Origin of the sequence: Alishewanella sp. SMS8, from assembly GCF_030737935.1 — a bacterium.
GTDB lineage: Bacteria > Pseudomonadota > Gammaproteobacteria > Enterobacterales > Alteromonadaceae > Alishewanella > Alishewanella maricola.
This window is the reverse complement of record NZ_JAPJEA010000002.1, coordinates 147,552-174,118: the sequence shown is the minus strand read 5'-3', so window position 1 is coordinate 174,118 and position 26,567 is coordinate 147,552. Positions and strand designations below refer to the sequence as shown.

Below are 26,567 nucleotides of genomic sequence, written 5' to 3'. Positions count from 1 at the left end.
CTATCAATGAGGGAATGGACGAAAAAACATGAAAAAAATTGAAGCGATTATTAAACCTTTCAAGCTTGATGATGTGCGAGAAGCGTTAGCTGAAATTAACATCACAGGTATGACTGTCACCGAAGTAAAAGGTTTTGGTCGGCAAAAAGGCCATACCGAGTTATATCGTGGCGCGGAGTATATGGTCGATTTTTTACCCAAAGTGAAATTAGACATCGTCGTACCCGATGACCAAGTTGAGCGTTGTATTGAAGCGATCGTGACAACCGCACAAACCGGGCGTATTGGTGACGGTAAGATTTTTGTATTCGATGTAGAACGCGTGGTGCGCATCAGAACGGGCGAAGAAGACGAAGAAGCGCTTTAATCGTTAAATAACGCTAATTGCTTGCGAGATATGGGCTTGCTTCGTGTCGTCGGTCGCTTACGACTAGCATGTTTGCGTACAATTCGTTCTTTTTGTTCTTTCCAATCCGGTTGATGCTGTTGCAGCCAGTGTTTTAAACGCTGGCGAGCCAGTTTAATCGCTTGCTCGTGCGGCACAACGGGCGCGGGATAATCGATATCTAATCGACATACATACTGCTGTTGTTGTTGGCGGTTCAGCAACCAGGGTTGATGCAACCAGCCATCTGGCACCTGCTGTAATTCAGGCAACCACTGCCGTATAAACTTTCCTTCAGGGTCTTTCTGGATACTTTGTTTCACAGGATTGTACATGCGATTGGGATTAATGCCCGTGGTGCCAGCTTGCATTTGAATTTGTGGATAATGGATCCCAGGCTCGTAATCGACAAAGCAGCGGGCTAAGTGCAAAGCAACCGGGCGCCAGTGCAACCAAAGGTGATAACAGGCAAAAGCCACTAACATGGCTCTGGCACGAAAATGCAGCCAGCCGGTAGCTAACAAACTGCGCATGGCCGCATCTATCATCGGGTAGCCTGTTTGCCCCGTAGCCCAGGCCTGAAATAATACCGCAGAAAAATCATTTTCTCTCATGCCATCAAAGCCACGATGCAGATTACGCATTTCTAGTTCAGGTTCATCTTCGAGCTTTTGCATAAAATGACAGTGCCAACGCAGGCGACTATAAAAAGCATCAAGACCGCGTTGTTGATTCTCGTGCTCAGTGGTCTTGCGCTGCTGCCAGGCCTGTTGTTGCAATTGGCGCATACTGAGCAAGCCATAACTTAAATAGGGGCTTAAACGTGAACAGGCCTGCGGTGCTTTATTCGCATAAGAAATGCCACCCCGATAGCTTTTGACTCTATTGGTAAGAAAGCTTTGTAAGGTACCGCTTAGTGCTGTGGCTTGCTGTGGAGACTGACAAAGCGGCAAATCTTTACTGCGTATTGGCCACTGCAGAGGGGATTGCCAGTTAGCGGCAGTAATAAAGGGAAGCTGTTTGGGAATAGGAAATAATGGCTGTGTTAGCCACTCATCCGCTTGTTTAAACCAAAGATCACGATCCGCCAGTCGCCGAAACACCGCAAACTGCCGATACTGATGCCAAGGTATTGCTAGCTCATGCCATAGCTTTTCTACCGCCAGGTCGCGCTGATAACTCCATAAATTACCGGTTTCTTCATGGCTATACACCGCCGTAATGGGAAACTGCTTAGTTAGTTGTCGAAAGACTCGGCTTGCGGCGCCATAAAAAACCAATAAAGGCTGGCCCAAGGCAGAGAACTGTTGCTGTAGCTGTTCTAAAGCTGAACAAATAAAAGCCCAATGGCGCAAAGAGGTATCAGGTTGCTGCCAGTAATCGGGTTCGATGATATACACCGGTAAAACCGCTGCACCTTGTTGTGCAGCGTAGTGCAAGGCGGCATGATCGGCTAAGCGTAAATCGCGTTTTAGCCATAACAGATGCATGGGCTAGTCCAACTCTTTTAACCAATTATGCCATTGAGCAGGGATCGGTGTGTTGGCCTGTGGGCGATGGGCTGTTTTATCTTTAGCGGTGAGTTCGGGTAACATGTGTCGAACAAAATCGGCTTTTGGATCATAGGCCAATGCTTGCTTTATCATATTAAAAGGTCGCGCTTCACTATTACCATAACCGGCAATATAGGCCCAATTTCCCCAGTTGCTGGCGCATTCGTAATCGAGCAGGCGTTGTTCAAAATAAGCCGCACCCAAACGCCAATCTATGGCTAAATCATGGATTAAATAACTGGCCACATTTTGTCGGCCGCGATTACTCATTAAACCGCTTTGATTAAGTAAGCGCATATTGGCATCAACAAAAGGAATACCCGTTTGACCAGCACACCATGCAGCAAACTTACGCCGTTGTGTTGCGGTAAGCTGCGGTGGTTGAAAATTAGGCTGACCTTTTATACCCGTTTGGCTAAACCAACGAGATTGGTATTTACGCATTTGCCAGCGAAAAAACTCTCGCCATAACAACTCGAACTTAAGCCAATAGGTTGAATCATTCGCTTGTACTTGTTGCTCAAATTCAACAATTTGTTGCCACAGAACGCGCGCGGATAAACTGCCCAGCGCTAAAGCGCTAGAAAAGAAACTGGCGTAATGTTCACCTTGCAGCGCATTACGCGTTTCTTTGTAATGTAAAATATGCTGATCTTGCCAGATGTACTGCTGCAAGCGTTGCCAAGCGGCTGTTTCAGTAATAATGGGTGGTTTAGCCGCACTGCTCGCATGTCGATAATCATCTAATGCTGACCATTTGGCGTGGTAATGCTCAGCCTGTTGCGGTGTTGACCAATGTTGTTCAGCGCGGGGAATAAAAGGTGTAACGGGTAACGATACTTGCAACAGCGGTTCGTGGTTTTTGCGAAACGCAGTAAAACGGTCTGGCATTCGATTGATATCAGGCCGAAGTGCTGCACCGAATAAGCTGTTGCAATCGATCAGTGTTAGCGTTATAGGGCCTGCTAATTGCTGCAACGCAGCGTACTCGTGTGGCGAGGTAGGCTCGGCCGCAATCAGCGTTGTGGCATTCAGCTCATTTGCGAGTGCCTGCAAGGTACTGGCGGTATTACCAAAGCGTAATATTAAACCGATCTGCTTGGTGGCTAAGGCCTGTTGCAGATGCAAGATAGCCTGTATCTGTTGATTTAAACGCCATAAATTTGCACGATAAAGCCCGTATTGTTGGCCGAAAAATTGGTCTTTATCTAATACTACTACCGCGTGTAAAGTACCGCTGCCAGCATTGAGCAGTGGGTTATCACGTAAGCGTAATGCCTGATTCAGTAGAACTAAGGTGCTCATAATTGCTCCAGCTTATTCAGCAACACAGACGCGTGCTGTTTAATTGCAGCTTGCTGTTCAGGCGTTTTGCGTTGCCAGTTTTTGAAAGCCAGTTGCAGCCGAGCGTTTTGACCTAATTGCTCATGGTTTCGGTCTAAAAAGTCCCAATACAGTGCATTAAACGGGCAGGCTTTCTCACCGGTAACATCTTTTACTTTGTAATGGCAATTTTTGCAGTAATTACTCATTCGATTTACGTAAGCGCCGCTAGCTGCATAGGGTTTTGACGCTAACTCTCCGCCATCGGCAAACAACGCCATACCCATGGTATTCGGCAGCTCTACCCATTCATAGGCGTCGACATAGACCGCCAAATACCAATCGCATATCGCTTGCACATCTAAGCCCGCCAAAAGGGCAAAATTACCGGTAATCATTAAGCGCTGAATATGATGAGCATAGCCGTATTCCATCGTTTGTGAGATGGCTTGCTGCATACAGCGCATCTTGGTTTTGCCACTCCAAAAATAACTGGGCAGCGGCGTCGTAGCAGAGAAATAATTTTGCGCGGCATAATCTGGCATTTTTAGCCAATACAGGCCGCGTACAAATTCACGCCAGCCTATGAGCTGGCGAATAAAGCCTTCGGCGGCATTTAAACTGACTTTCTCGCTACGCCAAGCGGCTTCGACTTTTTGGCACATCCAGCGCACATCAAGTAAACCCGCATTTAAATACATGGAGCAGAGGCTGTGAAATAAAAATGGCTGATCAACCAACATCGCATCTTGATAATCGCCAAAGTTGGCCAGTTGTTGTTCGATAAAATGCATAAAAGCTTGGCGCGCGTCTTTACCGGTTACCGCATATTGAAAATTATCGACAGAGCCAGGGTTATCAGCAAATTCAGTCGCAACCAACTGACACACTTGCTGAGTAATGTCATCGTGGCTAAATTTAAGTGGGGGGATGGCCACTAAATCGGGTGGACAGGCTTTACGGTTTTCTTTATCAAAGTTCCACTGCCCACCAACCGGTTGTTGTTTAGCATCCAGCAGTAAGCCGGTGTAGCGGCGCATTTGCCGATAAAAGTACTCCATGCGCAGTTGCTGCCGGCCGCTAGCCCATTGGTTAAACATCTCTTTCGAGCAGAGAAAACGGTCGTCTTCGAGGATGGTGACAGGCCGCTGAAAATGCGCTGACCAACCGAGAATTTCTTGATGCAGACGGTATTCACCGCATTCCGTTATGGCAATTTCTGACATATCGGTTTGCGCAAGCGCATAGGCTACGGCGTCTGTCATGCTATGGATGCCGGCTTGCTGGCCATATTTAACGTAGCAAACTTTGCGGCCCTGTTGCTCTAGAACAGCAGCGAAATGGCGCATGGCACTGAAAATAAGCACAATTTTATGCTTGTGATGTTTCACATAGCTGGCTTCACTGCCAACTTCAGCCATTAAAATGACGTCATCCGCACTGGCTTCGCGCAGGCTGGCGATCGCGGGGCTAAGTTGATCACCTAAAATAACAATAAGTTTGGGCATTACGTCAGACCACTACAATCAATATCGCCTGATACGGGATTAACCGCCCATTTAGATCAGCTAGATCAGCATTGCGGCCAGACTAAATCTGAGTATGATGGTGGCAGTAAATTTAAGAGGTATGTGCTGTGAAAAGAAAATTAGTTGCTCTGCTAATGGTTACAGGCAGTGTATTGGCTTATCAAGTTCAAGCTACCGATCAGGCGTTAGCCGCCTCAACCGCTAAAACTGAACGTCAGGTTGCCGCAGAGGTACCCGAGTTGCATCAGCATAATGCTGGCGATGAGCATACGCATGCTGCTGCAGAGCACTCACATGAGGCCGATGATTTTACACAGCTTGGTACTCATGTGCATGGGGTTGCCAGTCTGACATTGATTTTAGAAGGAAATGAGTTGCAGTTAGCATTGCAAGCTGCGGCGGCTACCATTGTGGGCTTTGAACATGCCCCGCGTACTGCCGAGCAAAAGCAAGAATTAACGCTGGCATTAGACATCCTATCCCAAGGTCAGTGGTTAAATTTAAGTAAGGATGCAAACTGTGAAATTCAAGGCAGTGATGCGAGCACGGATCTGACCGAGCGTACCTACAGTGGTCACGGCGATTTTTATGCCAATATCAGTTTTTTATGTCAACGCCCGGCATTGTTACAACAGCTTGATGTGAGTTTATTTAATCTGCTCCCGTCGCTACAAACGATGGATGTGCAGTGGGTGTTAAATGGTCAACAAGGTGCCGCTAAAGCGACGTTGGGTAATAGCCAAGTGCGCTTTTAAATAAAGCCTAATAGATCCGCACAACAGTGTTGTAATGCATATTAGCCTATTACTACTGTAGATTGCAGATCAGTACGTTTGTGAGCACATTTATTGGTTAAACAGGCGGTAGCCGATAAAAAAAACCGGTCATTTAACGTGGCCGGTTTTTTTGCAGGCAGATAAACGAAGTAACATTACCAAGTATATTCTTCTACTTTATCTGCTTTCATACTGTAAGCCGCATTTGCTAAATCGTGAGACATGCTTTCGGTCGTAATAGTACCAATTATCCAAAAGGGTGAATAAATCATATCTGCACGCAGGTTAGATGCACCACTCACATAAATAATTTGATTTGGTGGTGGTGGCGGTACGTGGATACAGGCACCAAAGTATGGCACGAGAAAGAAGCTCGTAACATTCTGATCAGCATCAAATTCCAGAGGAACAATAAAGCCAGGGATCTTGATTTTAACGTTATTGAACTCGGGTTTAACTTTGGCAGACTGCAAAATTTGCTGCCAGGCTTGTGCGGCAGGATCTTCACCATTGTAGTTTTCTTCAAACGGTGAAGGTTGGCTATAATCATGCGCCACTTCGGGCATGGCCATTAACGCCTGTAAATCATCTTCAGGCATTAAATCCGTCCACTCAATGGTTTTGACTTCGTTGGCATGCACGCTAAAAGCCAAACTTGCGGCCAGTACCAGAGAAAACGCAACAGACAACTTCTTGAACATTGGAGCTTCGCCTCTTAATTTTGCATAATAGCTTATAGGCTATCATAGCATGCATAATGGAGTACCTGTGACCACCAAGCCGAAAATTCCTGCTATTGAACTCAAAGATCTGCAATTCTGGTATCGCGCCGGTGCTTGGCAATTGTCACTACCGGCAGTAACACTCGAACATGGCCAACATTTATTTATACAAGGCGCTTCAGGTTCGGGTAAAACGACCTTGTTGAATTTGCTGGCGGGTATCACAGCGCCCAGTGCCGGAGAATTATGGGTGCAAGGCCATGCCATGCATCAACTTAGCGCAGCAAAGCGCGATAAGCTGCGAGCCAGTCAAATTGGTGTGGTGTTTCAACAGCTTAATTTAATTCCTTATCTTTCAGTTTTAGATAACATACTGTTACGTGCCACCTTTGCGGGTCAATCGGCTATCACTTTACAGCAACGTGCTATCGATTTATTAAGGGCGCTAGGACTCACCGATGATTTACAGCGGCAGCGTGCCAGTGCCTTAAGTGTTGGCCAACAGCAACGGGTGGCCATTGCGCGCGCCTTGTTAACGCAACCCGCTTTGTTAATCGCTGACGAGCCGACTTCGGCGCTGGATGCGAATAATCGCGATGCCTTTATGCAAGTACTGTTAACCGAAGCGGATAAGTGTGCAACAACAGTCATTTTTGTTAGCCATGATCAGCAACTCAAGCGCTATTTTCACTTTGAGTTATCGATGGCTGATTTGGCCAAAGGAGTGGTGGCATGTTAATCAAACTGGCACGTCTGAGTTTATGGAACCGGAAAGGCACAGCGTTAATGACCCTGTTGTCGCTAACGCTCAGTTTAGTGTTGCTATTAGGCATCGAACATATTCGCAAAGAAGCGCGCAGCAGCTTTACTAATACCGTATCGGGTACGGATTTAATTGTGGGTGCGCGCTCTGGGCAATTAAATTTATTGTTGTATTCGGTCTTTAGAATTGGCAATGCTACTGCTAATGTCAGTTGGGCAACCTATGAACGTATTGCTAAGCATCCACAAATTAGTTGGACCATCCCGCTAGCCCTAGGTGACTCGCATCGAGGTTATCGTGTGCTAGGCACAAATCAAGGTTACTTTGAGCATTATCGCTATGCTAACCAGCAAGGTTTAAGCTTTGCTGCTGGCGAGCAATTTGCAGGCGTCTACGAGGCGGTATTGGGGGCAGAAGTCGCTAAACAATTAGGCTATCAGCTAGGACAAGAAATCACGCTGGCGCATGGTGTAGGCGCCGTCAGTTTCTCTGAGCACAAAGATAAGCCTTTTGTGATTAAAGGTATCTTAGCGGCCACGGGCACACCAGTTGATCAAACCGTGCATATTAGCCTTGAGGGCATAGAAGCGATACATATCGATTGGCAGCAAGGTGCGCCAATGCCCGGGCGTAAAATTAGCGCTGAACAAACCTTAGAAATGGATTTAACCCCAAAGGCGTTAACGGCTTTTATGGTGGGGCTTAATTCAAGAATGGCCACTTTTGTTGTGCAGCGGCAAATTAATGAGTTTCGTGGTGAGCCGTTAACCGCCATTTTACCTGGCGTGGCTTTAGCTGAACTGTGGCAAATGCTCAGTATGGTTGAGAATATTTTGTTGTTAATCACGCTCATGGTGCTTGCTGCCGGTTTAGTTGGCATGATGACAACTTTACTGGCATCGATGCGCGAGCGGCAGCGTGAAATGGCCATCTTACGCGCGGTAGGGGCGAGCCCGTGGTATGTTTTTTGGTTAATTCAATTAGAAGTACTGTTATTAACTTTGGTTGCTATGTTGCTGTCGGCAGCCGTCTTGTTGTTAACGTTATTTGGTGTGCAAGATTGGCTAGCAGCCCATTATGGTCTGTTTATTAGCGTGATGCCTTTTAGCACCGAAACATTGTACTGGGCGGGCGGCATTTTAGCAGCAGCCAGTATCTTGGCGTGTATTCCGGCATTTGTGGCCTATCGAAAAGCCTTAACCGATGGTTTAAGCGTAAAATTATAAGGTTTAACATGAAATTATTTATGGTGTATTTGGGTGGTACCGCTCCGGGCGCAAATATTGAAGTGCATGATATACGCTTTGTTGTCGGTGACAGTATTAAAGATACTTATCCGCAGTTACGGCAACAATGGTTTGGTGAGGCTAAAGGCCTACACCTAGACAGCTATTTAGAAGTGCATGATATTGATGGTTATCACATCTCGTTGGTTGCTGAGCCAGTGCAGCAAGAGCAAAAGCTTTATTTTGTTAACTATGGTGGCTATTACCCATCGCAAATGGCAGAGCAGCACGAGTTTATGCTGTGTGTGGCAAGCTCTGCGGTTGAAGCTAAAAAGCGTGCCAAGGCGGCGTTACTGACTAAGGCACAAAGCTCACACAAAGATGATTTATTGGAACTTGATAACTTGATTCAGCTCGATCAGCTGCAAGGTTACTATATTGAGCTACAACCGAGCGGGGCTAATCAAGCACAGCAGCCGGACTGGTTTGGTTATGAGGTGATTGGCTAAACTCAGTAGGTTCCTCACCTTTTAGCGTTAACCAAATCCAATTGAGGGTAGCTGATAGCTCTAATTTACGCGGTAAGCGTAATGAGGTTTCAGCTGCTTGCTCGGCCACCACAAAACTAAAAGCATAATTTTGCTGCTGTCCCATGCGCAGATCGGTTAACACAATTTGCTGTTTTTGCTGCTCTAAGGCATAAAAACCATGGCTGAAACTGGCTAGCTTCTGCACGTCAGGATGCAAAGCATATTGCTCAAGCAAAAGAGGGTCTTGTTCAAATCGCACCAATTCAATGGTGGCTTCCTTTTCGAGTAGTGAATAAAACCCTTCGTAATAGGCTTCATCCGTTCGGATCAACACGCGCCAAAGTAGCGTATTTAACGCGGTAGGTTGCACCAACAATTTCGTGGAGTGGTTAAAGATCTCTGTTAACTGGCTTTTCACTACACCGGTTACATGTTGTTGCGCCGCCACACTCCATAACAGATAACAGCTTGAAAAGACTAATCCTGCTGTATTGGCCGCGAGTAGTGTTTTGCCCTTAAGTAATACCCAAATGACGCCAAGTAATAGCGGTAAGGTATACAAGGGATCAATAATAAAGATACTGCCAACACCGTACGGATAGTCAGAAAAGGGCAGGGCAAGCTGTGTCCCATAGATGGTCATGGTGTCGAGTAGTGGATGGGTGATCAATACCAGCCACAAGCCGAGTAACCAATGTTTGTAGTGGGCCATTTCATTATGAATGCGACAGACGAGCAGGGCGAGCAAAGGAGAGAATAAGGTTAGATAAAACAAAGAATGACTAAAACCGCGATGCTGTACCATATTGCTAAGGTCATCGCCATAATCGATTAAAACATCTAGATCAGGCAGTGTTCCGGCAATAGCGCCCCATAAGGCGGCTTTTTTAATTGAGGTGTGTTTACCCACTACTGCAACAGCGACCGCTGAACCCAGTGCTATTTGAGATAGTGAATCCATATAAACAATATGCTCTTTAAAAAGGTTTGGGGGTGCTAAGCGTTATAATGCTCAAAAGAGCCATTGCGTAACTGTGCCGCAAGAACTCGCCATAACTCTCGATAATCATCGCAAAGTGTATGAATACATTTATCAATGTCTAGGTAATAGGCTGCACGTTTGCCATTTAGTTCAATCGGATTACTGATTTGCTGAAACTGAAACCCAACACGATTGAGCATTCGCGCTAAAGCGGGGGCAACCGCTACATAGGCATGCTTTAAATTTAATAAGCGTGCTTGCTCTAGGGCTGCGAGGTATAAACCGGCAGAAATGTAGCGATAGTGTGTTTGAGTATCAGAATCTGAAACCGCGGCGACTTGCGATAAAATGGGGTTTTGTTGGCTTTGAATATTTCTTCTAAATGAAGCGGCAACCGCTAAACGAGAAAACTCACTCACTGCTTCACGATCAAAAGCGCTGGGAACTAAGTCAGGTTGAGTGAATTCGTCTTTGAAATAATGTTCGATAGGCAACAGTTCGGCGTCGTTGTTTGAAGCAATTAACCGTAAAGTACCCGCAGATTCGCCCGTTCTGCGATGTTGCAATAAGCAGTGAATAGAACGGCGGTCGTAATCATCTAACTCCAAACCTGAAGGGCTGACAGGTTCATAGGCTAATTCTTCACAGTAGACTTGATGTCTTAAGCGGAAAACGCGGTCTCGATCTTCGCGGCTAAAAGCTTTTTTAAGCTCAAAATCTTGGTTAAAACAGGTGGTCCAATGTAAGTTTTGTGGTGCTTTCTCTGTAACAGTCGTCACACACTGTTCAGACGGCGCGACAACAGCCTGATTATTTTGATACATAGCAAAACCCTAAATGCGGCAAAAGTGTTTATTTTTTTACAGCAGTTATACGTTCATTGGGTGAAAAGACCTAACACACCAGAATAAAAACATGCCGCGAATCAACTACTATGCCGACAAGATGCAACGAGATCAATGCAGAACAGCTGTTTTTTTACCAACATAAGCAGGATCTTACTTAATATAATGAAATATCTAATTAAATATTTTAAGGCTGATAGCGGGTTCTACTATTTCTATGTTAGAAATCGCTTAATAAAATTATTTTAAGATTAACTTATGCTTAATCGTTTTACAAAATGAGCGGTTTTATTGCAAAAAAGTATATCTAGTAGGAAAGCTCAGTAACACAGAATGTTGTTGCAGAAATGAAAAACGGCGCTTAAAAAGCGCCGTATTCAATGTGGTGGAGCTGGCGGGAGTTGAACCCGCGTCCGAAAAACCTAGATCGTCAGTACTACATGCTTAGCCATTCATTTAGTTAACCCTATGAGCGCCGAGTGGCAGGCTATCGTCGGGCGAGCCTGATTGATTTTAACGGTTTGTCTCCAGGCGAAGACGCGACGCGATCCTATTAGGGGTGATCTTCCAGAGTCTCAGCTTATAGGCATGCTTGAGGGGAAGAGCTATCTACTGCCTATTAAGCAGCGATTGCGTAGTTTTCGTCGTTTGCGACTAGTTTTTTGCGGCTTTTTTACGAGGCCTACCGCACCTCGGCATGCACTTAAGATTTCGTGAGTCCCGTCGAATCCAGAATCAGCCCCGAATTCTGTGGTCTAACACTAACACCTTCAGTGAATTTCTAGTATACGCCTTTAATCTGCTAATTACCAATGGCACAGCAGTGTGTTACTACAAACATTTTTACTTTATTAGGTTCACTTGCACGCTTTTCAAGCGTCGAATCAAAATAAAAGCCAGTTTAGCGTTTTGAATGCTTCATCATGCGCTCTTTTTCACGAGACCAATCGCGGTCTTTAATATCATCACGTTTGTCGAAGTTTTTCTTACCTTTTGCCAAGTGAAATTCTAATTTTACCCAGCAGGCTTTCCAATACATAGCCGTGGCGATAAGGGTATAACCATCACGTTCTTTTAAACCAATTAACTTCATTAACTCGCGTTTATGCAGTAATAACTTACGGCTGCGGTCTGGATCGCAAATGACATGGGTAGAGGCGTTATTCAAGGGTTGGATCTGCGCGCCAAACAAATAAGCTTGGCCATCTTGTAAGATGACATAAGCATCCGATAAGTTAACCTTACCGTCCCGAATACTTTTTACTTCCCAGCCTTGCAGGCTCAGACCGGCTTCAAACCGTTCTTCTAGAAAGTATTCATGGCGCGCTTTACGATTTTGCGCGATGGTGCCATTGTTCTTTTTGTTTGTTTGCTTTTTACTCATAATTCACTTTTTTGGCTAGTTGCAGCCATCATGTATTCATATTCAGTTATGCAGGCTACACGGTGCAAGGTTGTCGCTGGGCGTTATTCTGTTACAATCTGTGGCCTGATGTAAGGGGAGTGAGTATGCCACAAATTGAGCGCAGTGCCTTGGTTTTTTACAGCGCGCAACAAATGTTTGAACTGGTAAATGATGTCGATGCTTACCCGCAATTTTTACCAGGTTGTAGTGCTGCCAACATAGTTAGTCGTGCTGAGAAAGAGGTGGTGGCGAAGTTACATATTTCCAAGGCCGGTATTGGTCAATCTTTTACAACTCGTAATCATTTGCATCCTTTTCAACGTATTGAGATGCAATTGGTCGATGGACCATTTAAACATTTACGTGGTGGCTGGGAGTTTGAACCTTTAAACGATCAAGCCTGCAAAGTGATTTTAAAGCTAGAGTTTGAATTTTCTAGTCGGTTAATACAGTTTGCTTTTGGTAAGATTTTTCAAGAGTTAACCGCGGCCATGGTGCAGGCTTTTACACAACGGGCAAAACAAGTTTATGGATAATTCCAGTGCGGGGGCGGCAGCTGCCGATCGTATTACGGTTGAAGTGGCTTATGCCTTACCTGAGCGTCAGGTGCTGTTAACACTTGCGGTAAGTCGTGTGGCAAGTATCGAACAGATTATTAAGCAGTCAGGTATCTTACAACAATTCCCACAGATCGATCTAACGTCGCAAAAAGTGGGTATTTGGAGTCGGCCGGTTAAGTTATCCGATCAAGTAAAAGAGGGCGATCGTATTGAGATTTATCGCCCATTAATTGCTGATCCGAAAGATTTACGGCGGCGCCGAGCAGAAAAAGCTAAAGAAGAAGGCCGCGCTGATAAAGTAACAGGCGGCCGGCCAAATTAACTACAGGTACTTTTGAAAAGTGGCTGTGGTGACTTTATGCCGAGTTTGATAAGTGAGTACACTTACCGCTTGATACCGTACCTAACTCAGTGGTTTGTATGATTTTAGGCCGTTTTGGCGGCGTTTTGCCAAGCCGCTAAAGCGCTAAATTTAAACACTGGTTTAAAAAGATACTGCAGCGACAGGGGAATACCCAAAACAACAAAACCACAGATGAAGCCCAAAGGCTTCATCTGTGGTTTTTTGTATTCATAAGCTAAGTCGTTTTGCTTAAAAACTAAATATCCAGCGGTTTGTCAAAGTCAGCGTGTTTAGTGAAGTCGCCATTGATATTGACTAAGCGGTCTTCTTTAAACTCGACCACTAGCCGTTTTTCAAAGTTGTTACCACGACCACCTTTTAAAGCATAAAAATAATGCCAGGTGTTGGTATCAAACGGATTGGCGGCAACAGGGTTGCCTAAAACATAAATAACTTGCTCTTTTGTCATTGCCACTCGTAGCTTATCCACGTCTTTTTGTTCTAAGAAGTTACCTTGTGGAATATCAATACGGTATACCCAGCTGCTACATGCCGTGCTTAAGCCTAAAGTGGCCACGAGTAATGCTGTCTTTAATACTGCTTTCATAATGATCATCAATTTAAAGTGAATAACGCTATCATACCCTATGATAGCTGTGCAGAAAAACCCTGAATCAGACTACAGGCGCACATAATAGTTCCCGAGCATTAGCTAAAGCATTGGCACTGATGTTTTCACCGGCGAGTAAACGGGCAATTTCTTGGATACGTTCATCATCAGATAGCTGACGCATACGTGTTTCTGTGGCTTGGCCGTCAGTATATTTTTCAACAAACAATTGTTGGTGACCTTGGCTAGCGACCTGCGGTAAATGTGTTACACAAATAATTTGTGTGCTGCGGCCTAATTGGCGTAACAGGCGACCGACACCGGCAGCCACAGGCCCACTGATCCCGACATCAACCTCATCAAAAATTAAGGTGGGTGTGGTGATCTTATCGGCTAAAATAACTTGAATGGCTAAACTGATCCGCGACAGCTCTCCACCCGATGCGACTTTCGCCAGCGCTTGTAAGGGCTGGCCAGGGTTAGTGGAAACGGTAAAGCTAATTTGATCTAAACCCATGGCGCTAGCGTGTTCTAGTGGTAAATTTTGTAAATCAATAGCAAATCGGGCATTAGCCATACTGAGTTCGTGCATATTTTGGGTGATTAACGCACTTAATTCTGTTGCCCCTAGTTGCCGAGCTTCTGTGAGCTTGGTTGCCGCTACTTGATACACGTCTGCAGCTTGGTTAATCGCCTGTGCTAATTCGTTTAGGCGTTTGTCATGGCCGGTTAATTCAGCCAGTTGTTGGCTCAGTTGCTGATGTAACTCGGCCAGGTTTTCAACATTAACTTGATGCTTGCGAGCTAAATTAAGCCAAGTGCCCATGCGCTCATCAATTTCTTGTAAACGCTCAGGATCCAGTTCTACTTTATCGGCATAGCGGCGTAATTCACGACTGGCTTCTTCGGTTTGCAACAAAGCGTCATTCAACATGTTTTGCACATCTTGCAAAGCTGGATCGAGCTGAACTAATTCCTCTAATTGCTGAGTTAAATGTGATAACGCACGATAAATATTTTGATTATCGTCATCATACAGTTGTTGTAGGCATTGTTGGCTTTGTGTCAGTAGAGTATGGCCATGGCTCAAACGGCTGTGCTCGGCTTCAAGTTGTTTGAATTCAGTGGCTTGTGGCGCAAATTGATCGAGCTCAGCCACTTGATATTCTAACAATTGGCGCTGGGCATCACGTTGCTGCTGCGATTGCTCCAATTGGCTAAACTCTTGCTTTAGTTGTTGCCAATAGCGATAACTTTGACGTGTTTGTTGCAGTAACTCTGGCTTACCCACAAAAGCGTCTAATAATTGGCGTTGATAATCAGCTTTTTGCAGTAATTGATGTGCATGTTGACCATGAATGGCGAGTAGATGCTGCCCTAGAAGTTTTAACTGCTGTGCCGGTACTTGTACGCCATTAATATAGCCGCGTGAGCGGCCTTCAGCACTGATTACCCGCCGGACAATACACTCATTGCCCATGAGTAAATCTTGTTGTTGTAGCCAGTCTTTGGCGGTAGTCAGTTGGCTAATATCGAAGGTGGCAACAATATCGGCTTTGTCTGCACCAGGGCGCAGCACTGCCGCATCGGCACGCTCTCCTAAACAAATAGCAAGAGCATCAATAGCAATGGATTTACCGGCACCGGTTTCACCAGTGATAGTCGACATACCTGCGGCCCAGTCAATTTCCAGCGCCCGCACTATAGCAAAGTTACTGATATGAAGATGACACAGCATAAATCTACTCCGATTACTGTTTAAGTATACAGTGTAAATCTATACAGTATTTTCTGTTTTGGCAAGTTGTCGCGGCAGAAATATTTTCCGGTTAATACAGTTTACTGCCCCAGCCTAATTTATTGCGCAGGACATGATAATAACTGTAGCCCGGTGGATGCACCAAGCGCAGTGGGTTGGGGTGTTTACGAATATAGATATCGTCGCCCGGCATAACAGCCAAAATAACATGGCTGTCGCAGCTTATTTGCAGATGGGCATCATTCGTTTCAGCGACTTTTAAGCGTATCTCACTGTTACCGGCAACGACTAAGGGTCTGCTACTTAAGGTATGTGGAAACATCGGCACTAAGCTCATGGCATCCAGATCCGGTGTTAATATAGGGCCTCCACCGGATAAGGAATAGGCGGTAGAGCCTGTGGGCGTGCTGATAATTAAACCATCAGAGCGCTGGCTATAGACAAATTCATTATTGATATAGGCTTCAAATTCAATCATGTGCGCCACTTTGTCGGCGTGTAACACCGCTTCGTTAACCGCACTGTTACTACTTTTTATACTGCCGTGTCGATGCACGGAAATTTCCAGTAAGTTACGTTTCTCTGTCACAAAGTTACCGGCCAGTACATCTTTTAGCGGTTGCTCAAAATTCTCAGGCGCCAGATCGGTTAAAAAGCCTAGATTGCCACGGTTCACGCCAAGTACAGCCACATCAAAACGGGCTAACACCCGCGCGGCGCCCAGCATATTCCCATCGCCACCTACCACAATCGCTAAATCACAGGTTTTGCCCAATTCAACCAAATCAAGGATCACCGCATCAGCCAGTTGTAAGCTTTGAGCGACTTGCTCTTCGACAAATACACTGAGGCCTTGGGTTTTTAAAAAGTGATAAAGGCTGGCCAATGTTTGATTCGCGCCAGGGTGATGGGGTTTTCCAATTAAACCAACTTTGGCAAATGTAGAACTCATAGCAACAGTCTTCCTTATCCAGACCCGTTCAGTATATACATAACCCACAAGAAGTTGCAGCCTTGTCAATCAACTAAGCTTTTGGGCAAAGCGCTATGGACTTAACATCTTTAGACAAAACCGCTTTATAGAGCGATTATGCAAAACTGCTTGAATTTGAGAATAAAAACCCCATTACCTCTTTAATTTAATTACAGGTATTGCGCATGGCTGTGGCATTAAGCAGAACAGAGCTAATTTTAAAGTTGATTGTTGAGCAATATTTGCTCGATGGCCAGCCCGTAGCGTCAAAGTTGATCGCTGAGCATAAACAGCTCGATGTGAGCTCTGCAACGGTGCGCAATACCATGGTGCAACTGGAACAACAAGGATTAATTCGCTCACCGCATACTTCGGCAGGGCGGATCCCTACCACTTTAGGTATTCGTTTATTCATTGATAAAATGCTGCAGTTGGCGCCTTTGAGTGACAAATGGCAAAATGAAATAACCAGCCGCTTACTACCGCAATTGCCGGTGTCATTAATGTGTCAACAAGCCGGACAATTATTAGCGAACTTAACCGGTTGTGTGGCCATTGTTAGCGCTCCTAAAGCCGCAGGGCGCGAAGTGCGGCAAGTGGACTTAGTGCGCTTAGCCAGCGATCGTTTGTTGTTGGTGGTGGTCGATGAAGACGGTGACATCCTGCATCGTATTATTAATTGTGAGCAAAGTGTCGATTCCGCCACCATGAGCAAGGTGTTGTGCTTACTTAATGCCGCTTTAGCCGGTGGACAATGGCAAGATGGCATGGTGCGTTTAAACACGATTTTGCGCAATGAAACGGGCCTTGGCCAGATCCTTATTGAAAAAGTGTTAGGCCAATTAAGCTTAGATGAGTTTGTGCAGCATCAACCCTTGATTTATGGACAACATCAATTATTGCTAACGCCGGATTACCAGCAAAACCCTGCATTACAACAAGTCGTGCAAATGCTAGAGCAACCCTCGGGTTTAATTACGTTGTTACAAACGGTCACCCGTGATGCTCAACCTAAACTCATTTTAGGTAAAGAGTCTGGATTTGTTGAGTTATCGCAATTAAGTTTAATCGCCCAAAGCTATCAAACGCAGCCACATCGCTTTGTCGCTTTGCTTGGCCCGCGGCGGATGGATTACGCAAAATTAATCCCTTTACTCGAAGGATGCGCGGCACAATTAAATTTAAACTTGAATCGGCAGAATTGATCCCCATAATACCCCTACATTAATTGGAGTATTGTAACAATGACTGAGCAACAAAAGCCTTCCGAACCCACAGAAGCAACGAATCAGGCCACTAACGATGCTAATACCGATACGGTAGAGCTGTCTTCTGAGCAGACCATTATTGCTAAGCTGGAAGATGAACTGGCTAAAGCGCAAAGCCAGTTGGCCGAACAACACGAATTAATGCTGCGCATTAAAGCTGATGCTGAAAATGCTCGCCGTCGTGCTAGCCAAGATGTTGAAAAAGCGCACAAGTTTGCGTTAGAAAAGTTTGCCGGTGATTTATTACCCGTTGCCGACAACCTTGAGCGCGCACTGAACTTTATCAACCGTGAAGATGAAGCGTTTAAAGGCATCATTGAAGGCGTAGAGCTGACCATGAAGAGCTTTTTAGATACAGTAGCTAAGTTTGGTGTGGTGCAAATTGACCCTGCGGGGCAGCCGTTTAACCCGGAACAACATCAAGCGATGAGCATTCAGCCGTCAAATGATGTACCGCCCAATACCGTGACCTTTGTTATGCAAAAAGGTTATGAGTTAAATGGTCGCTTGTTACGTCCGGCTATGGTTGGCGTATCAAAAGCAGCAGAGTAACGCCCTCGTAGCAAAGCTAACGCGCTGTTAAGCGTTGGCTTTGCTGCACACCGCAGTACATTGGTTTTTCTTCGCAAAATCACCCACAAAGCACAACAAGCGCTAGCCTCTGTTCGAAAAAACTGTTAATTAGTATAAAACTGATTTCTTAGGTAAATGTTGTGAGTTGCCGCCCTGCTATTAGCTCTGCTTTTTTGGCCTCTGCCCGTGCCGTTATTCCCAGTGAACGCTGGTTTGACGATGCGTTATCCTGCTTAGCCTTTGGTACTGATGCCAGCTTCTATCGTTTAAATCCGCAATTGGTGTTGCGAGTCGAATCTGAGCTTGAAGTGGTGTCGTTGCTAAAACTGGCTTGGCAACACCAAGTAGCGGTGACGTTTCGCGCTGCGGGTACCAGCTTGTCAGGGCAAGCGGTAACGGATTCCGTATTATTGGTGCTTGGCGAAAATTGGCAGCAATATCGCATTTTTGGTTTAGGGGAACAGATCCGTTTAGGCCCCGGCGTGATTGGTGCACAAGCGAATAAATGGCTAGCGCCTTATGGTCGAAAAATAGGGCCGGATCCTGCCTCAATAAATAGTTGTAAAATTGGCGGTATCGTCGCCAATAATGCCAGTGGCATGTGCTGTGGTACGGCGCAAAACAGTTTTAATACCCTTGCGGGAATGCGGGTAGTGTTATTTGATGGCACCGTGCTAGACACCGAAGAGGCCGATAGTGTGGCGCGTTTTCGGCAATCGCATGCGGCATTACTGCGTCAATTGGCCGAACTGGCACAGCAAACTCAGCAAAACGCCGAGTTATTGGCGAAGATTCGCCATAAGTACCGCTTAAAAAATACCATGGGGTTTTCACTGAACGCCCTCACCGAATTTAGCGATCCTATCGATATCCTCAGCCATTTAATGGTGGGCTCCGAAGGCTGCTTGGGTTTTATCAGCAGTGTCACCTATCACACCGTGGCTGATCATGCCCATAAAGCGACAGCGTTGTGGGTTTTTCCTGATATTGTCAGTTGCTGTGCTGCAGTGAGTTTATTGAAAACGGCGCCGGTCGCGGCAGTAGAGCTGTTAGATAGACGAAGCTTACGTTCGGTATCAGGTAAAGCCGGTTTACCCCCTTGGGTTAAAACGTTATCCGATGGTGCTGCCGCTTTGTTGATTGAAAGCCGAGCTAACTCACCTGCGGCCTTGCAGCGGCAATTAACCGAGATAGCCGCCTTATCTGCACAATTCAGCCTTGAGCAAAGCGTTGATTTTAGTACCGACGCGAAGGTATCAGAGCAATTGTGGGCGATCCGCAAAGGTACGTTTCCAGCGGTGGGCGCCGTTCGTGAAACCGGTACTACGGTGATCATTGAGGATGTCACTTTTCCTTTAGCCGATCTCGCCGCAGGTGTGCAAGCATTGCAGCAATTATTTGATCGTTATCAGTATCACGAGGCGATTATTTTTGGGCATGCGTTGGAAGGCAATTTACATTTTGTGTTCACGCAAAGTTTTAACGACGCTGAGCAAGTGGCGCGCTATGATGCGTTTATGCAAGATGTCGCGCATTTGGTTGCCGTTGAGTATGGTGGTTCATTAAAAGCCGAGCATGGCACTGGACGCAATATGGCGCCCTTCGTAGAGTTGGAGTGGGGCAGTGCGGCTTATCAACTTATGTGGCAGCTTAAAAAGTTATTCGATCCTAAGCATATTCTTAACCCAGATGTGGTGCTTAGCCAGGATAAAACCTTACATCTGCAACATCTAAAAGCCTTACCTGCAACTCATGCGTTAGTGGATAAATGTATTGAATGTGGCTTTTGTGAGCCGGTGTGTCCGTCACGTAAACTCACTTTAACGCCGCGACAACGCATTGTGGTGCAAAGAGAAATTAGCCATTTACAAACAACAGGGCAAAAGCCAGAACGTTTAAAGCAATTAATAAAAGATTATGCTTATCAAGGTAATGCCAGTTGCGCAGCTTGTGGCATGTGTAGTACAGCTTGTCCGGTGGGTATCAACACGGGCGATTTAACACGGCAATTACGCAGTAAAGATAATCAGTCGTGGCAGCCAGTTGCAAGACAGGTCGTTACGAAATTTGCCAAAGTGACTCAGCTGGCAAAGTTGGGTTTGCGAGTGGGGCAGCTGGCTTACGGTGTACTGGGTAAAAATACACCCATGTGGCACAGCGCTATGCCCACCGCCAACCGCATGCCAGCGTTGCCTCAGCAAACGGGTTTAAAACCGGTTTTGTATTTAAGCAGTTGTAGTAACCGGGTGATGGGGCCTGCTAAAGGTAGCAATGATGGCCGTTCACTACAGCAGGTAAGTGCCAACTTACTGGCTAAGGCCGGCTATCAATTGATTTTGGCCCCCGATTTAGCCAGTCAGTGTTGCGGTATGCCATTGCAATCAAAGGGACAATTTGCCGCACAACAACAGCAGCAACAGCAACTCAATACCTGGTTATTACAACATAGCCAGCAAGGTCAGATCCCTATTTTTTCTGACACCAGCCCCTGTAGTTTAACCTTGCAAGGTAAACTCGATCCACGCTTAAAACTGTACGATAGTATCGACTTTATTGCCGAGTTTGTGTTACCAAAGCTCACGCTAACCAAGATAAAACAGCCCATTGCGTTGCATATAAGTTGTAGTGCGCAGCAGTTAGGGCAAGCAGATAAACTGATGGCGCTACTAGGTGCTTGCACCGAGCAAGTCGTAATGCCAGACAATATTAGTTGTTGTGGCTTTGCGGGTGATAAAGGTTTCTTTATGCCGGAGTTAAATGCTTCTGCATTATCAAGCTTAGCGTCTCAAGTAAGTGAGTGCTCATGGGGGGTATCAACCAGCCGAACCTGTGAAATAGGCTTAAGTCGGCACAGTGGTTTAGAATACCAGCATCTGATGTATGTGTTAGATCAGTGCAGCTAAGTATCGAGTAATTGCGATGAAGGCTGCAGCCATTGGCTTTGCTCTAACTCGGCGACTGTTAGCGGTTTACTGAAATAATAACCTTGATAAAAGTGACAGTATTCGTCTTGTAAAATGCTGAGTTGCTGTAATTGTTCCACCCCTTCTGCGGTCACTTTTAACTCTAGTTCTTTGGCCAGATGAATGATCGCTAGGGTGAGTCGTCTGGCTTTTGGGTCGGATAAATTACTCACGAAGCTGCGGTCTATTTTTAAAATATCCACCGGGTAGTTATTCAAGTAACTTAATGAAGAGTAGCCTGTACCAAAGTCATCTAAAGCGATGCTAAAGCCTTGCATTTTCAAATGCTCTAGCTTCTTCGTAATATGATCTTTTTGTTGAATTAAAATGCTTTCGGTAATTTCTAAGGTGAGCGCTGTTGATGGTAATTGTTGTTTTTGGAGTAATTGTTGAAGCAATTCAGGCAGCTGCGCATCGGCGATATCTGGCACACTCAAATTGATACTTAATGTCAGTTCTGGCAGCGTTTTACGCCAGTGGGCTAGTTGCGCTAAGCCCTTATGCAACATCTGTTGGGTGAGCTGGCTAATTAGCCCTTCTTCTTCGAGCAGCGGGATAAAAGTATCTGGAGCAATCGGACCAAACTCGCTGTGCTGCCATCGTGACAATAACTCAAAGCCTTTTAACATCCCTTGGCTATTTACGATAGGTTGATAAACGGGATAAAACGCCTCGTCTAATAAGGCTTGTTTCAAGCTTTGTTGTATTTGATAACGCTTGCTGATGTTCGATTGCATCGTACTGTTATAGCAGCGAATTTGATAACCCGGTGTTTTCTTGGCTTCATGTTGTGCCATATTGGCTTGTTGCATTAATGTATCGGCATTAGCTGTTTGATCATGAGAAGCGCATAAACCAATACTTGCCGATAAATTAATATTGGCATGAAACGCCTCGGAGTGTTGCGAGAGTTGAAATAGCAATTTTTCTGCCAGTTTTTGCACTGCATTGACATCTGCTGAGTGAATTAAAAGCCAAAACTCATCGCCATTTTGCCGATACAATTTATCCTCTGCACGCAGTTGCTGTGCTAATTTCCATGCCACTGTTTGCAACAGTAAATCACCTGTGCCATGGCCATATACATCATTGACCAAATGAAATTTATTGAGATTCAATTTAAGAATATAAAAAGGCTGGCGATTTTGCTGCAAATGCTCAATATCTTTTTTTAATAGCCATAAAGTGGGCAGCGCAGTAAGGGTGTCGAGGTGCTGCACTAATTCGGGCTGGCGCATAATTTGGCGCTTTTGCTGTTGAAGCAGTCGGCTGCGTTTAACGCGGGCTTCAACCACCATAAGTAAACGCCAGGGGGCAATGGGTTTATGAATAAATTCATCACCTGCTAAACGCACGGCAGCGAGTTTTTCATCTGTGCTCTCGTCTGCCGACATAAATACAATAGGAATGTTGACTAATTCATTGTGTTGGCGAATAACTTGCCCTAGTTCTAAACCATGACAACCCGGCATATGTAAATCGATTAAAACCAACTCTGGCTGGTGTTTAATCATTAAAGTCAGAGCGTTTTTGGGGTCGTTAGTACAGAAAATTTGATAGCCTGCCAGTTGTAAGGCTTGACGATAAAAGCGTAATACATCGGCATCGTCATCAACTAATAAGATCCGATAAGGGTTTGCTTCCTGTGGTTGTAACAGGTTCGCCAGCATCTGAATTAATGCCTGTGAAGAAACCGGTTTCGCTAAAAAATGACTACTGCCAGCCCGCACTGCGGCTAGCCGGCTGTCAAAGGTATCAAAAGCAGAAATAAAAATAACAGGGAAATTAATACCTTGCTGCTCACGCAGCGCTATTAGATAATCGGCTCCTGCCGTTTCGCCTTCAGGGAATACCATGTCGCAAATTGCAGCAAGCGGCTGCTGTTCAGCAACGGTCGCAGAAAGTTGCTTAATATCTTGTAATTCAATAACATGATAGCCAGCCGCTTCTAATGGCGCTCGATGATACTGCAGCATGTCAGTATCATCATCAACAAACACTATTTTAGCGTGGTTAAAACCTAACGCGGCTAAGGGTACTTCAGGCTCATCAGCAACGTATTCATCTGTATAGTGGTTATTAAGCTCCTGAATTAAATCGGCGAGCTGCAGTTTTATCGTAGTGTCATTACTGACTTTAGTCGGTTCAACACTCTGTAACAAATGGTTGAGCGACTTGGCATAACGAGAAACATCCGGAAAGCCATAAATGCTGCCAGAACCAGCAAGTTGATGAGAGAGATGTTGCAGTTGCGTCAAAGCAGCGGGATCGGTGTTTTGCTGCAGTGCCATCCAGTTTTGCTGAATACTTTCTGCTTTGTGTCGCAAATTCAGTCGATATTGAATTTGCATGGCTCGCCATTTATTTTTGTCGGTTTGCTTCATGCGATTTAAATTTTCTACTTTCTTTAAATAACCTTAGCAAAGTTCTATGAGAAAAATAGCGTTTTTTTAGTTTGTCTCAAAAATAGTGACGAAACTCGAAATCATGCTGAGCACGGCAAGATCAAAAAGCGATATACAGGCGCTATTGTTAGAGTATGCTAGGATTGATTTGTATTTAATCTAATTTCCAAACAAGTTAAGTCGTCAGGTAAATTAAGTGAGGCTCTTATGGCATTAAAACGGATAATGCATGTAGAAGATGATGAGTCGATTCGAGCGGTAGCTGAAATCGCTTTGGTTGATGTTGCTGGTTTCGAACTGCTTAGTTGTGACAGCGGTGCAAGTGCAGTGGCTCAAGCAAGTGGTTTTAATCCAGAATTAATATTATTGGATGTCATGATGCCACAAATGGATGGCATGCAAACGCTAGCCGCACTGCGAGCCATACCAGAACTTGCTAGTGTGCCTGTGGTTTTTATGACAGCAAAAATTCAGCAAGCTGAGAAGCAGCATTATCTTGATGCAGGAGCTATTGCAGTGATAGACAAACCCTTTGAACCAATGGCTCTGGGCGACAGATTGCAGCAGTTGTTTGAGCAAGCACAGATCACTAACTAAGGTAATAAACACGTTGTTATGAAATTTGAACATCACGCCCGAGGGTGGTTGAGGTTGGCAACATTACCCCAATTGTTGCTGATACTGCTTTTATCGCTGTTGGGCTTTGGTTTTAATTTTTTACGATTGCCGCTTTTTTTTGACATAGACTTTATTTTTGGCTCTGTTTTTGCTGTTTTGGCACTGGTACTGCTTGGAACAAAAGCGGCTATTGTCGTCGGTATTATTGCTGCAAGTGCAACTGTGCTGATCTGGCAGCATCCCTTTGCTTGGTTTATTTTCAGTAGTGAAATACTTTGGTTAAGTTTACGCTATGGTAAAAATAATCAGACGAATTTAGTTCTGTTAGATTTGCAGTTTTGGCTATTAGCGTTGCCTGTAATAATAGGTTGTTATGCGCTTGTGCTTAACGCTCCCTCAAACACCGCTGTGCTGATTGCATTAAAGCAGATTAGTAATGGTATTTTTAATACTTTGGTTGTGGCTGTACTGGTTGCAATGATGCAACTAAACAAAACACTCAGTAAAAAACTTGCCTTACCCGCAATCAGTTTAGGGCAGTTGGTTTTTCTAACCCTGCTCAGTTCAACCCTGCTCGCTGGAAGTTTACCCGTCATTTTCGATGCTAAAAAATCAAAAGCGTTATACGAGCTAGCGGTGGTGGAACGCATGGCAGAGATCTCGGCCGTCATTGCATTGCAGCTAGAACATATACCAAAACCCAGCTCAACTTTGTTGCCGAGTGAGCTGCAACAACTTACCACGAGTTTACCTGTTGATCGAGGTTACGCGCTGGCACTCTTAGATAGTAAAAAGCAGCTTACTCAGTTGATGGGGCAAAACCAGACGATTACCGCCAATGCAGCGAACGCACTATCTACTGGTTTTCAACACTGGCAACCCAGTTCAGAACTCATCCCCATTCAAAGCTGGCGCAAAAGTCGGTATGTTTTTACTTATCCTTTGCGTTGGCAAAACGACCAATTTTGGCTAGTGATAGAGCAGCCCGCAAAGAGTGTTGTTGCGCAATTAGAGCAAGACAGTGCGCAGCAATTTGTGCGTTTAGTATTGTTTTTAGGGCTTACCATTGGGATCAGCGCTTTGCTCAGTAAAGCGATCAGCTTACCTTTGAGGCGTATTGATGTGGCAAGTCAGCGCATACAGGCTGATATTACTCAGCAACAAAAAACCGTTATGCCGCAAAGCCGTGTGTTGGAGTACAGCAATTTATCGCATACCTTGGCACAGATGAGTGCTCATTTAAACGATGCCTTTCAACGCAGCCGTATAACGCAATGTGAGTTAGAGCAACAAGTAACTCAACGAACGGAGGCGTTACAACACAGTAATAGCCAGCAAAATGCTATTTTATCGGCAGCATCCGATTTTTCGATTATTGCAACTGATCCTAACGGTGTTATTCAGTTTTTCAGTGTTGGAGCAGAGAAAATGCTTGGCTACCAAGCTGAGGAATTGGTAGGAAAGCAAACGCCAGAAATTTTGCATCAATCTTCAGAAGTGATGAACCGCATCAAAGAACTTAATGCAGAGCTGGCTGAACCGGTACAAGGTTTTCGTGCTTTTGTAATTAAAGCCGAACAAGAAGGAACGGAAACACATGAATGGACTTACCTGCATAAGTCTGGGCAAGCCATTCCGGTATCCCTAACGATAACGGTGATCCGTGATCATTCAGGTAAGATTAGCGGCTATCTTGGCATTGCGCGTGATGTGTCAGAACGTCATCGGACAGAACGTTTGAAGAACGAGTTTATTGCTACGGTAAGTCATGAACTTCGCACCCCTTTAACCGCAATTTATGCTTCTTTGCGTTTGGTTAACTCTGGGAAAATAAGCGAATTAAATAGCAAAACCACAAAGCTGCTAACGGTAGCGGAGCAGAATTGCGAACGACTGACAATATTGATTGATGATTTGCTGGATATCGAGAAGTTAATCTCGGGTAAGTTTGTTATGCCATTACAGATACAGCTATTACAGCCACTATTAGAGAAAGCAGTCGAAGGCGTGATGAGTTTTGCTAACGAATATCAAATTCGTTTTCGTATCGAGGTTCTGTCACCAGCGGTTTATGCTAATGTTAATGCAGAGCGGTTGATTCAAATTATTGTTAACCTGTTATCCAATGCTATTAAATTCTCACCGCACGGTGGTGAAATTAAATTAGTGTTGAGCGCTGAGCATAATCAAGCTCGGCTTGAAGTGATCGATCGTGGACAAGGTATTAAGGATGATTTTAAATCACGTATTTTTGAGAAGTTTGCCCAAGGCGATGCCTCGAGTAATCGAAATAAAGGTGGGACAGGTTTAGGGTTAGCCATCACAAAAGAACTCACAGAAAAGATGGGAGGGCAGGTGGGTTTTGATTCTCAATATGGTCTTGGTAGTACTTTCTGGTTGGCCTTTGCGCTGGCTAAGCCAGGATCCTGTTTAAATGATGAAACTAGCTAAGGCTG

23 protein-coding genes and 1 other RNA gene are annotated in these 26,567 nt (G+C 45.1%); 12 read left to right on the top strand and 12 right to left on the bottom strand.

Features of this window, described 5'->3' with window-relative positions; genetic code table 11:
- Positions 1–28: 28 nt before the first annotated feature.
- On the top strand, positions 29–367 hold the full coding sequence (gene glnB, locus ORJ01_RS08350) for a nitrogen regulatory protein P-II (RefSeq protein ID WP_226751160.1): 339 nt from the start codon (positions 29–31) through the stop codon (positions 365–367).
- Here the strand turns inward: glnB and ORJ01_RS08345 are convergent.
- Genes ORJ01_RS08345 through ORJ01_RS08335 form a run of 3 tightly spaced genes read right to left on the bottom strand, consistent with a single transcriptional unit; the run spans position 364 to position 4,769 of the window.
- Positions 364–1,875, bottom strand: a complete 1,512-nt coding sequence (locus ORJ01_RS08345; protein ID WP_306177643.1) for an FAD-binding domain-containing protein — start codon at positions 1,873–1,875, stop codon at positions 364–366. The two genes, glnB and ORJ01_RS08345, sit on opposite strands and share 4 nt — an antisense overlap.
- A 3-nt stretch (positions 1,876–1,878) precedes the next feature.
- On the bottom strand, positions 1,879–3,243 hold the full coding sequence (locus ORJ01_RS08340; RefSeq protein WP_306177642.1) for a DASH family cryptochrome: 1,365 nt from the start codon (positions 3,241–3,243) through the stop codon (positions 1,879–1,881).
- Positions 3,240–4,769 carry a cryptochrome/photolyase family protein gene (locus ORJ01_RS08335; protein WP_306177641.1) on the bottom strand — a complete coding sequence of 510 codons (1,530 nt, stop codon included), beginning with the start codon at positions 4,767–4,769 and terminating at the stop codon, positions 3,240–3,242. The genes ORJ01_RS08340 and ORJ01_RS08335 overlap by 4 nt, the downstream gene beginning before the upstream one ends.
- A 128-nt stretch (positions 4,770–4,897) precedes the next feature.
- Between ORJ01_RS08335 and ORJ01_RS08330 the strand changes: the two genes are divergently transcribed.
- On the top strand, positions 4,898–5,545 hold the full coding sequence (locus tag ORJ01_RS08330; RefSeq protein ID WP_306177640.1) for a DUF2796 domain-containing protein: 648 nt from the start codon (positions 4,898–4,900) through the stop codon (positions 5,543–5,545).
- 176 nt (positions 5,546–5,721) lie between these two features.
- Here ORJ01_RS08330 and ORJ01_RS08325 read toward each other — a convergent pair whose 3' ends face one another.
- Complete coding sequence (locus tag ORJ01_RS08325; protein WP_226751165.1) at positions 5,722–6,267, bottom strand: DUF3299 domain-containing protein; 546 nt, start codon at positions 6,265–6,267, stop codon at positions 5,722–5,724.
- 67 nt (positions 6,268–6,334) lie between these two features.
- Between ORJ01_RS08325 and ORJ01_RS08320 the strand changes: the two genes are divergently transcribed.
- Genes ORJ01_RS08320 through ORJ01_RS08310 form a run of 3 tightly spaced genes read left to right on the top strand, consistent with a single transcriptional unit; the run spans position 6,335 to position 8,786 of the window.
- On the top strand, positions 6,335–7,027 hold the full coding sequence (locus ORJ01_RS08320; protein WP_306177639.1) for an ABC transporter ATP-binding protein: 693 nt from the start codon (positions 6,335–6,337) through the stop codon (positions 7,025–7,027).
- Positions 7,021–8,277, top strand: a complete 1,257-nt coding sequence (locus tag ORJ01_RS08315) for an FtsX-like permease family protein (RefSeq protein WP_306177638.1) — start codon at positions 7,021–7,023, stop codon at positions 8,275–8,277. Before ORJ01_RS08320 ends, ORJ01_RS08315 begins: the two co-directional genes overlap by 7 nt.
- Before the next feature lie 8 nt (positions 8,278–8,285).
- Positions 8,286–8,786 carry a DUF1543 domain-containing protein gene (locus tag ORJ01_RS08310; protein ID WP_306177637.1) on the top strand — a complete coding sequence of 167 codons (501 nt, stop codon included), beginning with the start codon at positions 8,286–8,288 and terminating at the stop codon, positions 8,784–8,786.
- On the opposite strand, the gene ORJ01_RS08305 is transcribed toward ORJ01_RS08310, so the two are convergent.
- The 4 genes from ORJ01_RS08305 to smpB all read right to left on the bottom strand — a co-directional run bounded on the left by ORJ01_RS08305 (position 8,737) and on the right by smpB (position 12,018).
- Positions 8,737–9,768: a metal-dependent hydrolase gene (locus tag ORJ01_RS08305; RefSeq protein WP_226751169.1), complete on the bottom strand. Its 1,032-nt coding sequence runs from the start codon at positions 9,766–9,768 to the stop codon at positions 8,737–8,739. The genes ORJ01_RS08310 and ORJ01_RS08305 overlap by 50 nt on opposite strands.
- A 35-nt stretch (positions 9,769–9,803) precedes the next feature.
- Positions 9,804–10,613 (bottom strand): PEP-CTERM/exosortase system-associated acyltransferase, encoded by an 810-nt coding sequence (locus ORJ01_RS08300; RefSeq protein WP_306177636.1) that lies wholly within the window; start codon positions 10,611–10,613, stop codon positions 9,804–9,806.
- A gap of 404 nt (positions 10,614–11,017) precedes the next feature.
- Positions 11,018–11,377: a transfer-messenger RNA gene (gene ssrA, locus ORJ01_RS08295) on the bottom strand.
- A 158-nt stretch (positions 11,378–11,535) separates the two neighbouring features.
- Positions 11,536–12,018, bottom strand: a complete 483-nt coding sequence (smpB, locus tag ORJ01_RS08290) for an SsrA-binding protein SmpB (protein WP_226751171.1) — start codon at positions 12,016–12,018, stop codon at positions 11,536–11,538.
- A gap of 125 nt (positions 12,019–12,143) precedes the next feature.
- Here smpB and ORJ01_RS08285 point away from each other — a divergent pair, with 125 nt between their 5' ends.
- Both ORJ01_RS08285 and ORJ01_RS08280 read left to right on the top strand, forming a co-directional pair.
- The gene (locus tag ORJ01_RS08285; protein WP_226751172.1) at positions 12,144–12,575 is read left to right on the top strand and encodes a type II toxin-antitoxin system RatA family toxin; all 432 of its coding nucleotides are present in this window, start codon (positions 12,144–12,146) and stop codon (positions 12,573–12,575) included.
- Complete coding sequence (locus tag ORJ01_RS08280; protein WP_229586269.1) at positions 12,568–12,921, top strand: RnfH family protein; 354 nt, start codon at positions 12,568–12,570, stop codon at positions 12,919–12,921. Before ORJ01_RS08285 ends, ORJ01_RS08280 begins: the two co-directional genes overlap by 8 nt.
- A 277-nt stretch (positions 12,922–13,198) precedes the next feature.
- On the opposite strand, the gene ORJ01_RS08275 is transcribed toward ORJ01_RS08280, so the two are convergent.
- The 3 genes from ORJ01_RS08275 to nadK form a co-directional block, all read right to left on the bottom strand.
- Complete coding sequence (locus ORJ01_RS08275) at positions 13,199–13,558, bottom strand: outer membrane protein assembly factor BamE (protein ID WP_226751174.1); 360 nt, start codon at positions 13,556–13,558, stop codon at positions 13,199–13,201.
- Positions 13,559–13,616: 58 nt separating this feature from the next.
- Positions 13,617–15,290, bottom strand: coding sequence for a DNA repair protein RecN (gene recN / locus ORJ01_RS08270; RefSeq protein WP_306177634.1), 1,674 nt, complete (start codon positions 15,288–15,290; stop codon positions 13,617–13,619).
- A 91-nt stretch (positions 15,291–15,381) separates the two neighbouring features.
- The gene (nadK, locus tag ORJ01_RS08265; RefSeq protein ID WP_229586275.1) at positions 15,382–16,263 is read right to left on the bottom strand and encodes an NAD(+) kinase; all 882 of its coding nucleotides are present in this window, start codon (positions 16,261–16,263) and stop codon (positions 15,382–15,384) included.
- Positions 16,264–16,469: 206 nt separating this feature from the next.
- Between nadK and hrcA the strand changes: the two genes are divergently transcribed.
- From hrcA to ORJ01_RS08250, 3 genes are all read left to right on the top strand, one after another.
- Complete coding sequence (gene hrcA, locus ORJ01_RS08260; protein ID WP_306177633.1) at positions 16,470–17,489, top strand: heat-inducible transcriptional repressor HrcA; 1,020 nt, start codon at positions 16,470–16,472, stop codon at positions 17,487–17,489.
- A gap of 39 nt (positions 17,490–17,528) precedes the next feature.
- Positions 17,529–18,104 carry a nucleotide exchange factor GrpE gene (grpE, locus tag ORJ01_RS08255; RefSeq protein WP_226751178.1) on the top strand — a complete coding sequence of 192 codons (576 nt, stop codon included), beginning with the start codon at positions 17,529–17,531 and terminating at the stop codon, positions 18,102–18,104.
- Positions 18,105–18,265: 161 nt separating this feature from the next.
- Positions 18,266–21,028: an FAD-binding and (Fe-S)-binding domain-containing protein gene (locus ORJ01_RS08250; RefSeq protein WP_306177632.1), complete on the top strand. Its 2,763-nt coding sequence runs from the start codon at positions 18,266–18,268 to the stop codon at positions 21,026–21,028.
- On the opposite strand, the gene ORJ01_RS08245 is transcribed toward ORJ01_RS08250, so the two are convergent.
- Entirely contained in the window at positions 21,025–23,472 is a 2,448-nt protein-coding gene (locus ORJ01_RS08245; RefSeq protein ID WP_306177631.1) for a bifunctional diguanylate cyclase/phosphodiesterase, read from the bottom strand. The genes ORJ01_RS08250 and ORJ01_RS08245 overlap by 4 nt on opposite strands.
- A 228-nt stretch (positions 23,473–23,700) precedes the next feature.
- Between ORJ01_RS08245 and ORJ01_RS08240 the strand changes: the two genes are divergently transcribed.
- Complete coding sequence (locus ORJ01_RS08240) at positions 23,701–24,090, top strand: response regulator (protein WP_226751181.1); 390 nt, start codon at positions 23,701–23,703, stop codon at positions 24,088–24,090.
- A gap of 18 nt (positions 24,091–24,108) precedes the next feature.
- Positions 24,109–26,562: an ATP-binding protein gene (locus ORJ01_RS08235; protein ID WP_306177630.1), complete on the top strand. Its 2,454-nt coding sequence runs from the start codon at positions 24,109–24,111 to the stop codon at positions 26,560–26,562.
- The last annotated feature ends 5 nt before the right edge of the window (positions 26,563–26,567 follow it).

Bases quoted from the DNA above. Each gene is read 5' to 3' on its own strand.
- glnB (WP_226751160.1), top strand. From the start codon at position 29: ATGAAAAAAATTGAAGCGATTATTAAACCTTTCAAGCTTGATGATGTG.
- ORJ01_RS08345 (WP_306177643.1), bottom strand. From the start codon at position 1,875: ATGCATCTGTTATGGCTAAAACGCGATTTACGCTTAGCCGATCATGCC.
- ORJ01_RS08340 (WP_306177642.1), bottom strand. From the start codon at position 3,243: ATGAGCACCTTAGTTCTACTGAATCAGGCATTACGCTTACGTGATAAC.
- ORJ01_RS08335 (WP_306177641.1), bottom strand. From the start codon at position 4,769: ATGCCCAAACTTATTGTTATTTTAGGTGATCAACTTAGCCCCGCGATC.
- ORJ01_RS08325 (WP_226751165.1), bottom strand. From the start codon at position 6,267: ATGTTCAAGAAGTTGTCTGTTGCGTTTTCTCTGGTACTGGCCGCAAGT.
- ORJ01_RS08315 (WP_306177638.1), top strand. From the start codon at position 7,021: ATGTTAATCAAACTGGCACGTCTGAGTTTATGGAACCGGAAAGGCACA.
- ORJ01_RS08310 (WP_306177637.1), top strand. From the start codon at position 8,286: ATGAAATTATTTATGGTGTATTTGGGTGGTACCGCTCCGGGCGCAAAT.
- ORJ01_RS08305 (WP_226751169.1), bottom strand. From the start codon at position 9,768: ATGGATTCACTATCTCAAATAGCACTGGGTTCAGCGGTCGCTGTTGCA.
- ORJ01_RS08300 (WP_306177636.1), bottom strand. From the start codon at position 10,613: ATGTATCAAAATAATCAGGCTGTTGTCGCGCCGTCTGAACAGTGTGTG.
- smpB (WP_226751171.1), bottom strand. From the start codon at position 12,018: ATGAGTAAAAAGCAAACAAACAAAAAGAACAATGGCACCATCGCGCAA.
- ORJ01_RS08285 (WP_226751172.1), top strand. From the start codon at position 12,144: ATGCCACAAATTGAGCGCAGTGCCTTGGTTTTTTACAGCGCGCAACAA.
- ORJ01_RS08280 (WP_229586269.1), top strand. From the start codon at position 12,568: ATGGATAATTCCAGTGCGGGGGCGGCAGCTGCCGATCGTATTACGGTT.
- ORJ01_RS08275 (WP_226751174.1), bottom strand. From the start codon at position 13,558: ATGATCATTATGAAAGCAGTATTAAAGACAGCATTACTCGTGGCCACT.
- recN (WP_306177634.1), bottom strand. From the start codon at position 15,290: ATGCTGTGTCATCTTCATATCAGTAACTTTGCTATAGTGCGGGCGCTG.
- nadK (WP_229586275.1), bottom strand. From the start codon at position 16,263: ATGAGTTCTACATTTGCCAAAGTTGGTTTAATTGGAAAACCCCATCAC.
- hrcA (WP_306177633.1), top strand. From the start codon at position 16,470: ATGGCTGTGGCATTAAGCAGAACAGAGCTAATTTTAAAGTTGATTGTT.
- grpE (WP_226751178.1), top strand. From the start codon at position 17,529: ATGACTGAGCAACAAAAGCCTTCCGAACCCACAGAAGCAACGAATCAG.
- ORJ01_RS08245 (WP_306177631.1), bottom strand. From the start codon at position 23,472: ATGAAGCAAACCGACAAAAATAAATGGCGAGCCATGCAAATTCAATAT.
- ORJ01_RS08240 (WP_226751181.1), top strand. From the start codon at position 23,701: ATGGCATTAAAACGGATAATGCATGTAGAAGATGATGAGTCGATTCGA.
- ORJ01_RS08235 (WP_306177630.1), top strand. From the start codon at position 24,109: ATGAAATTTGAACATCACGCCCGAGGGTGGTTGAGGTTGGCAACATTA.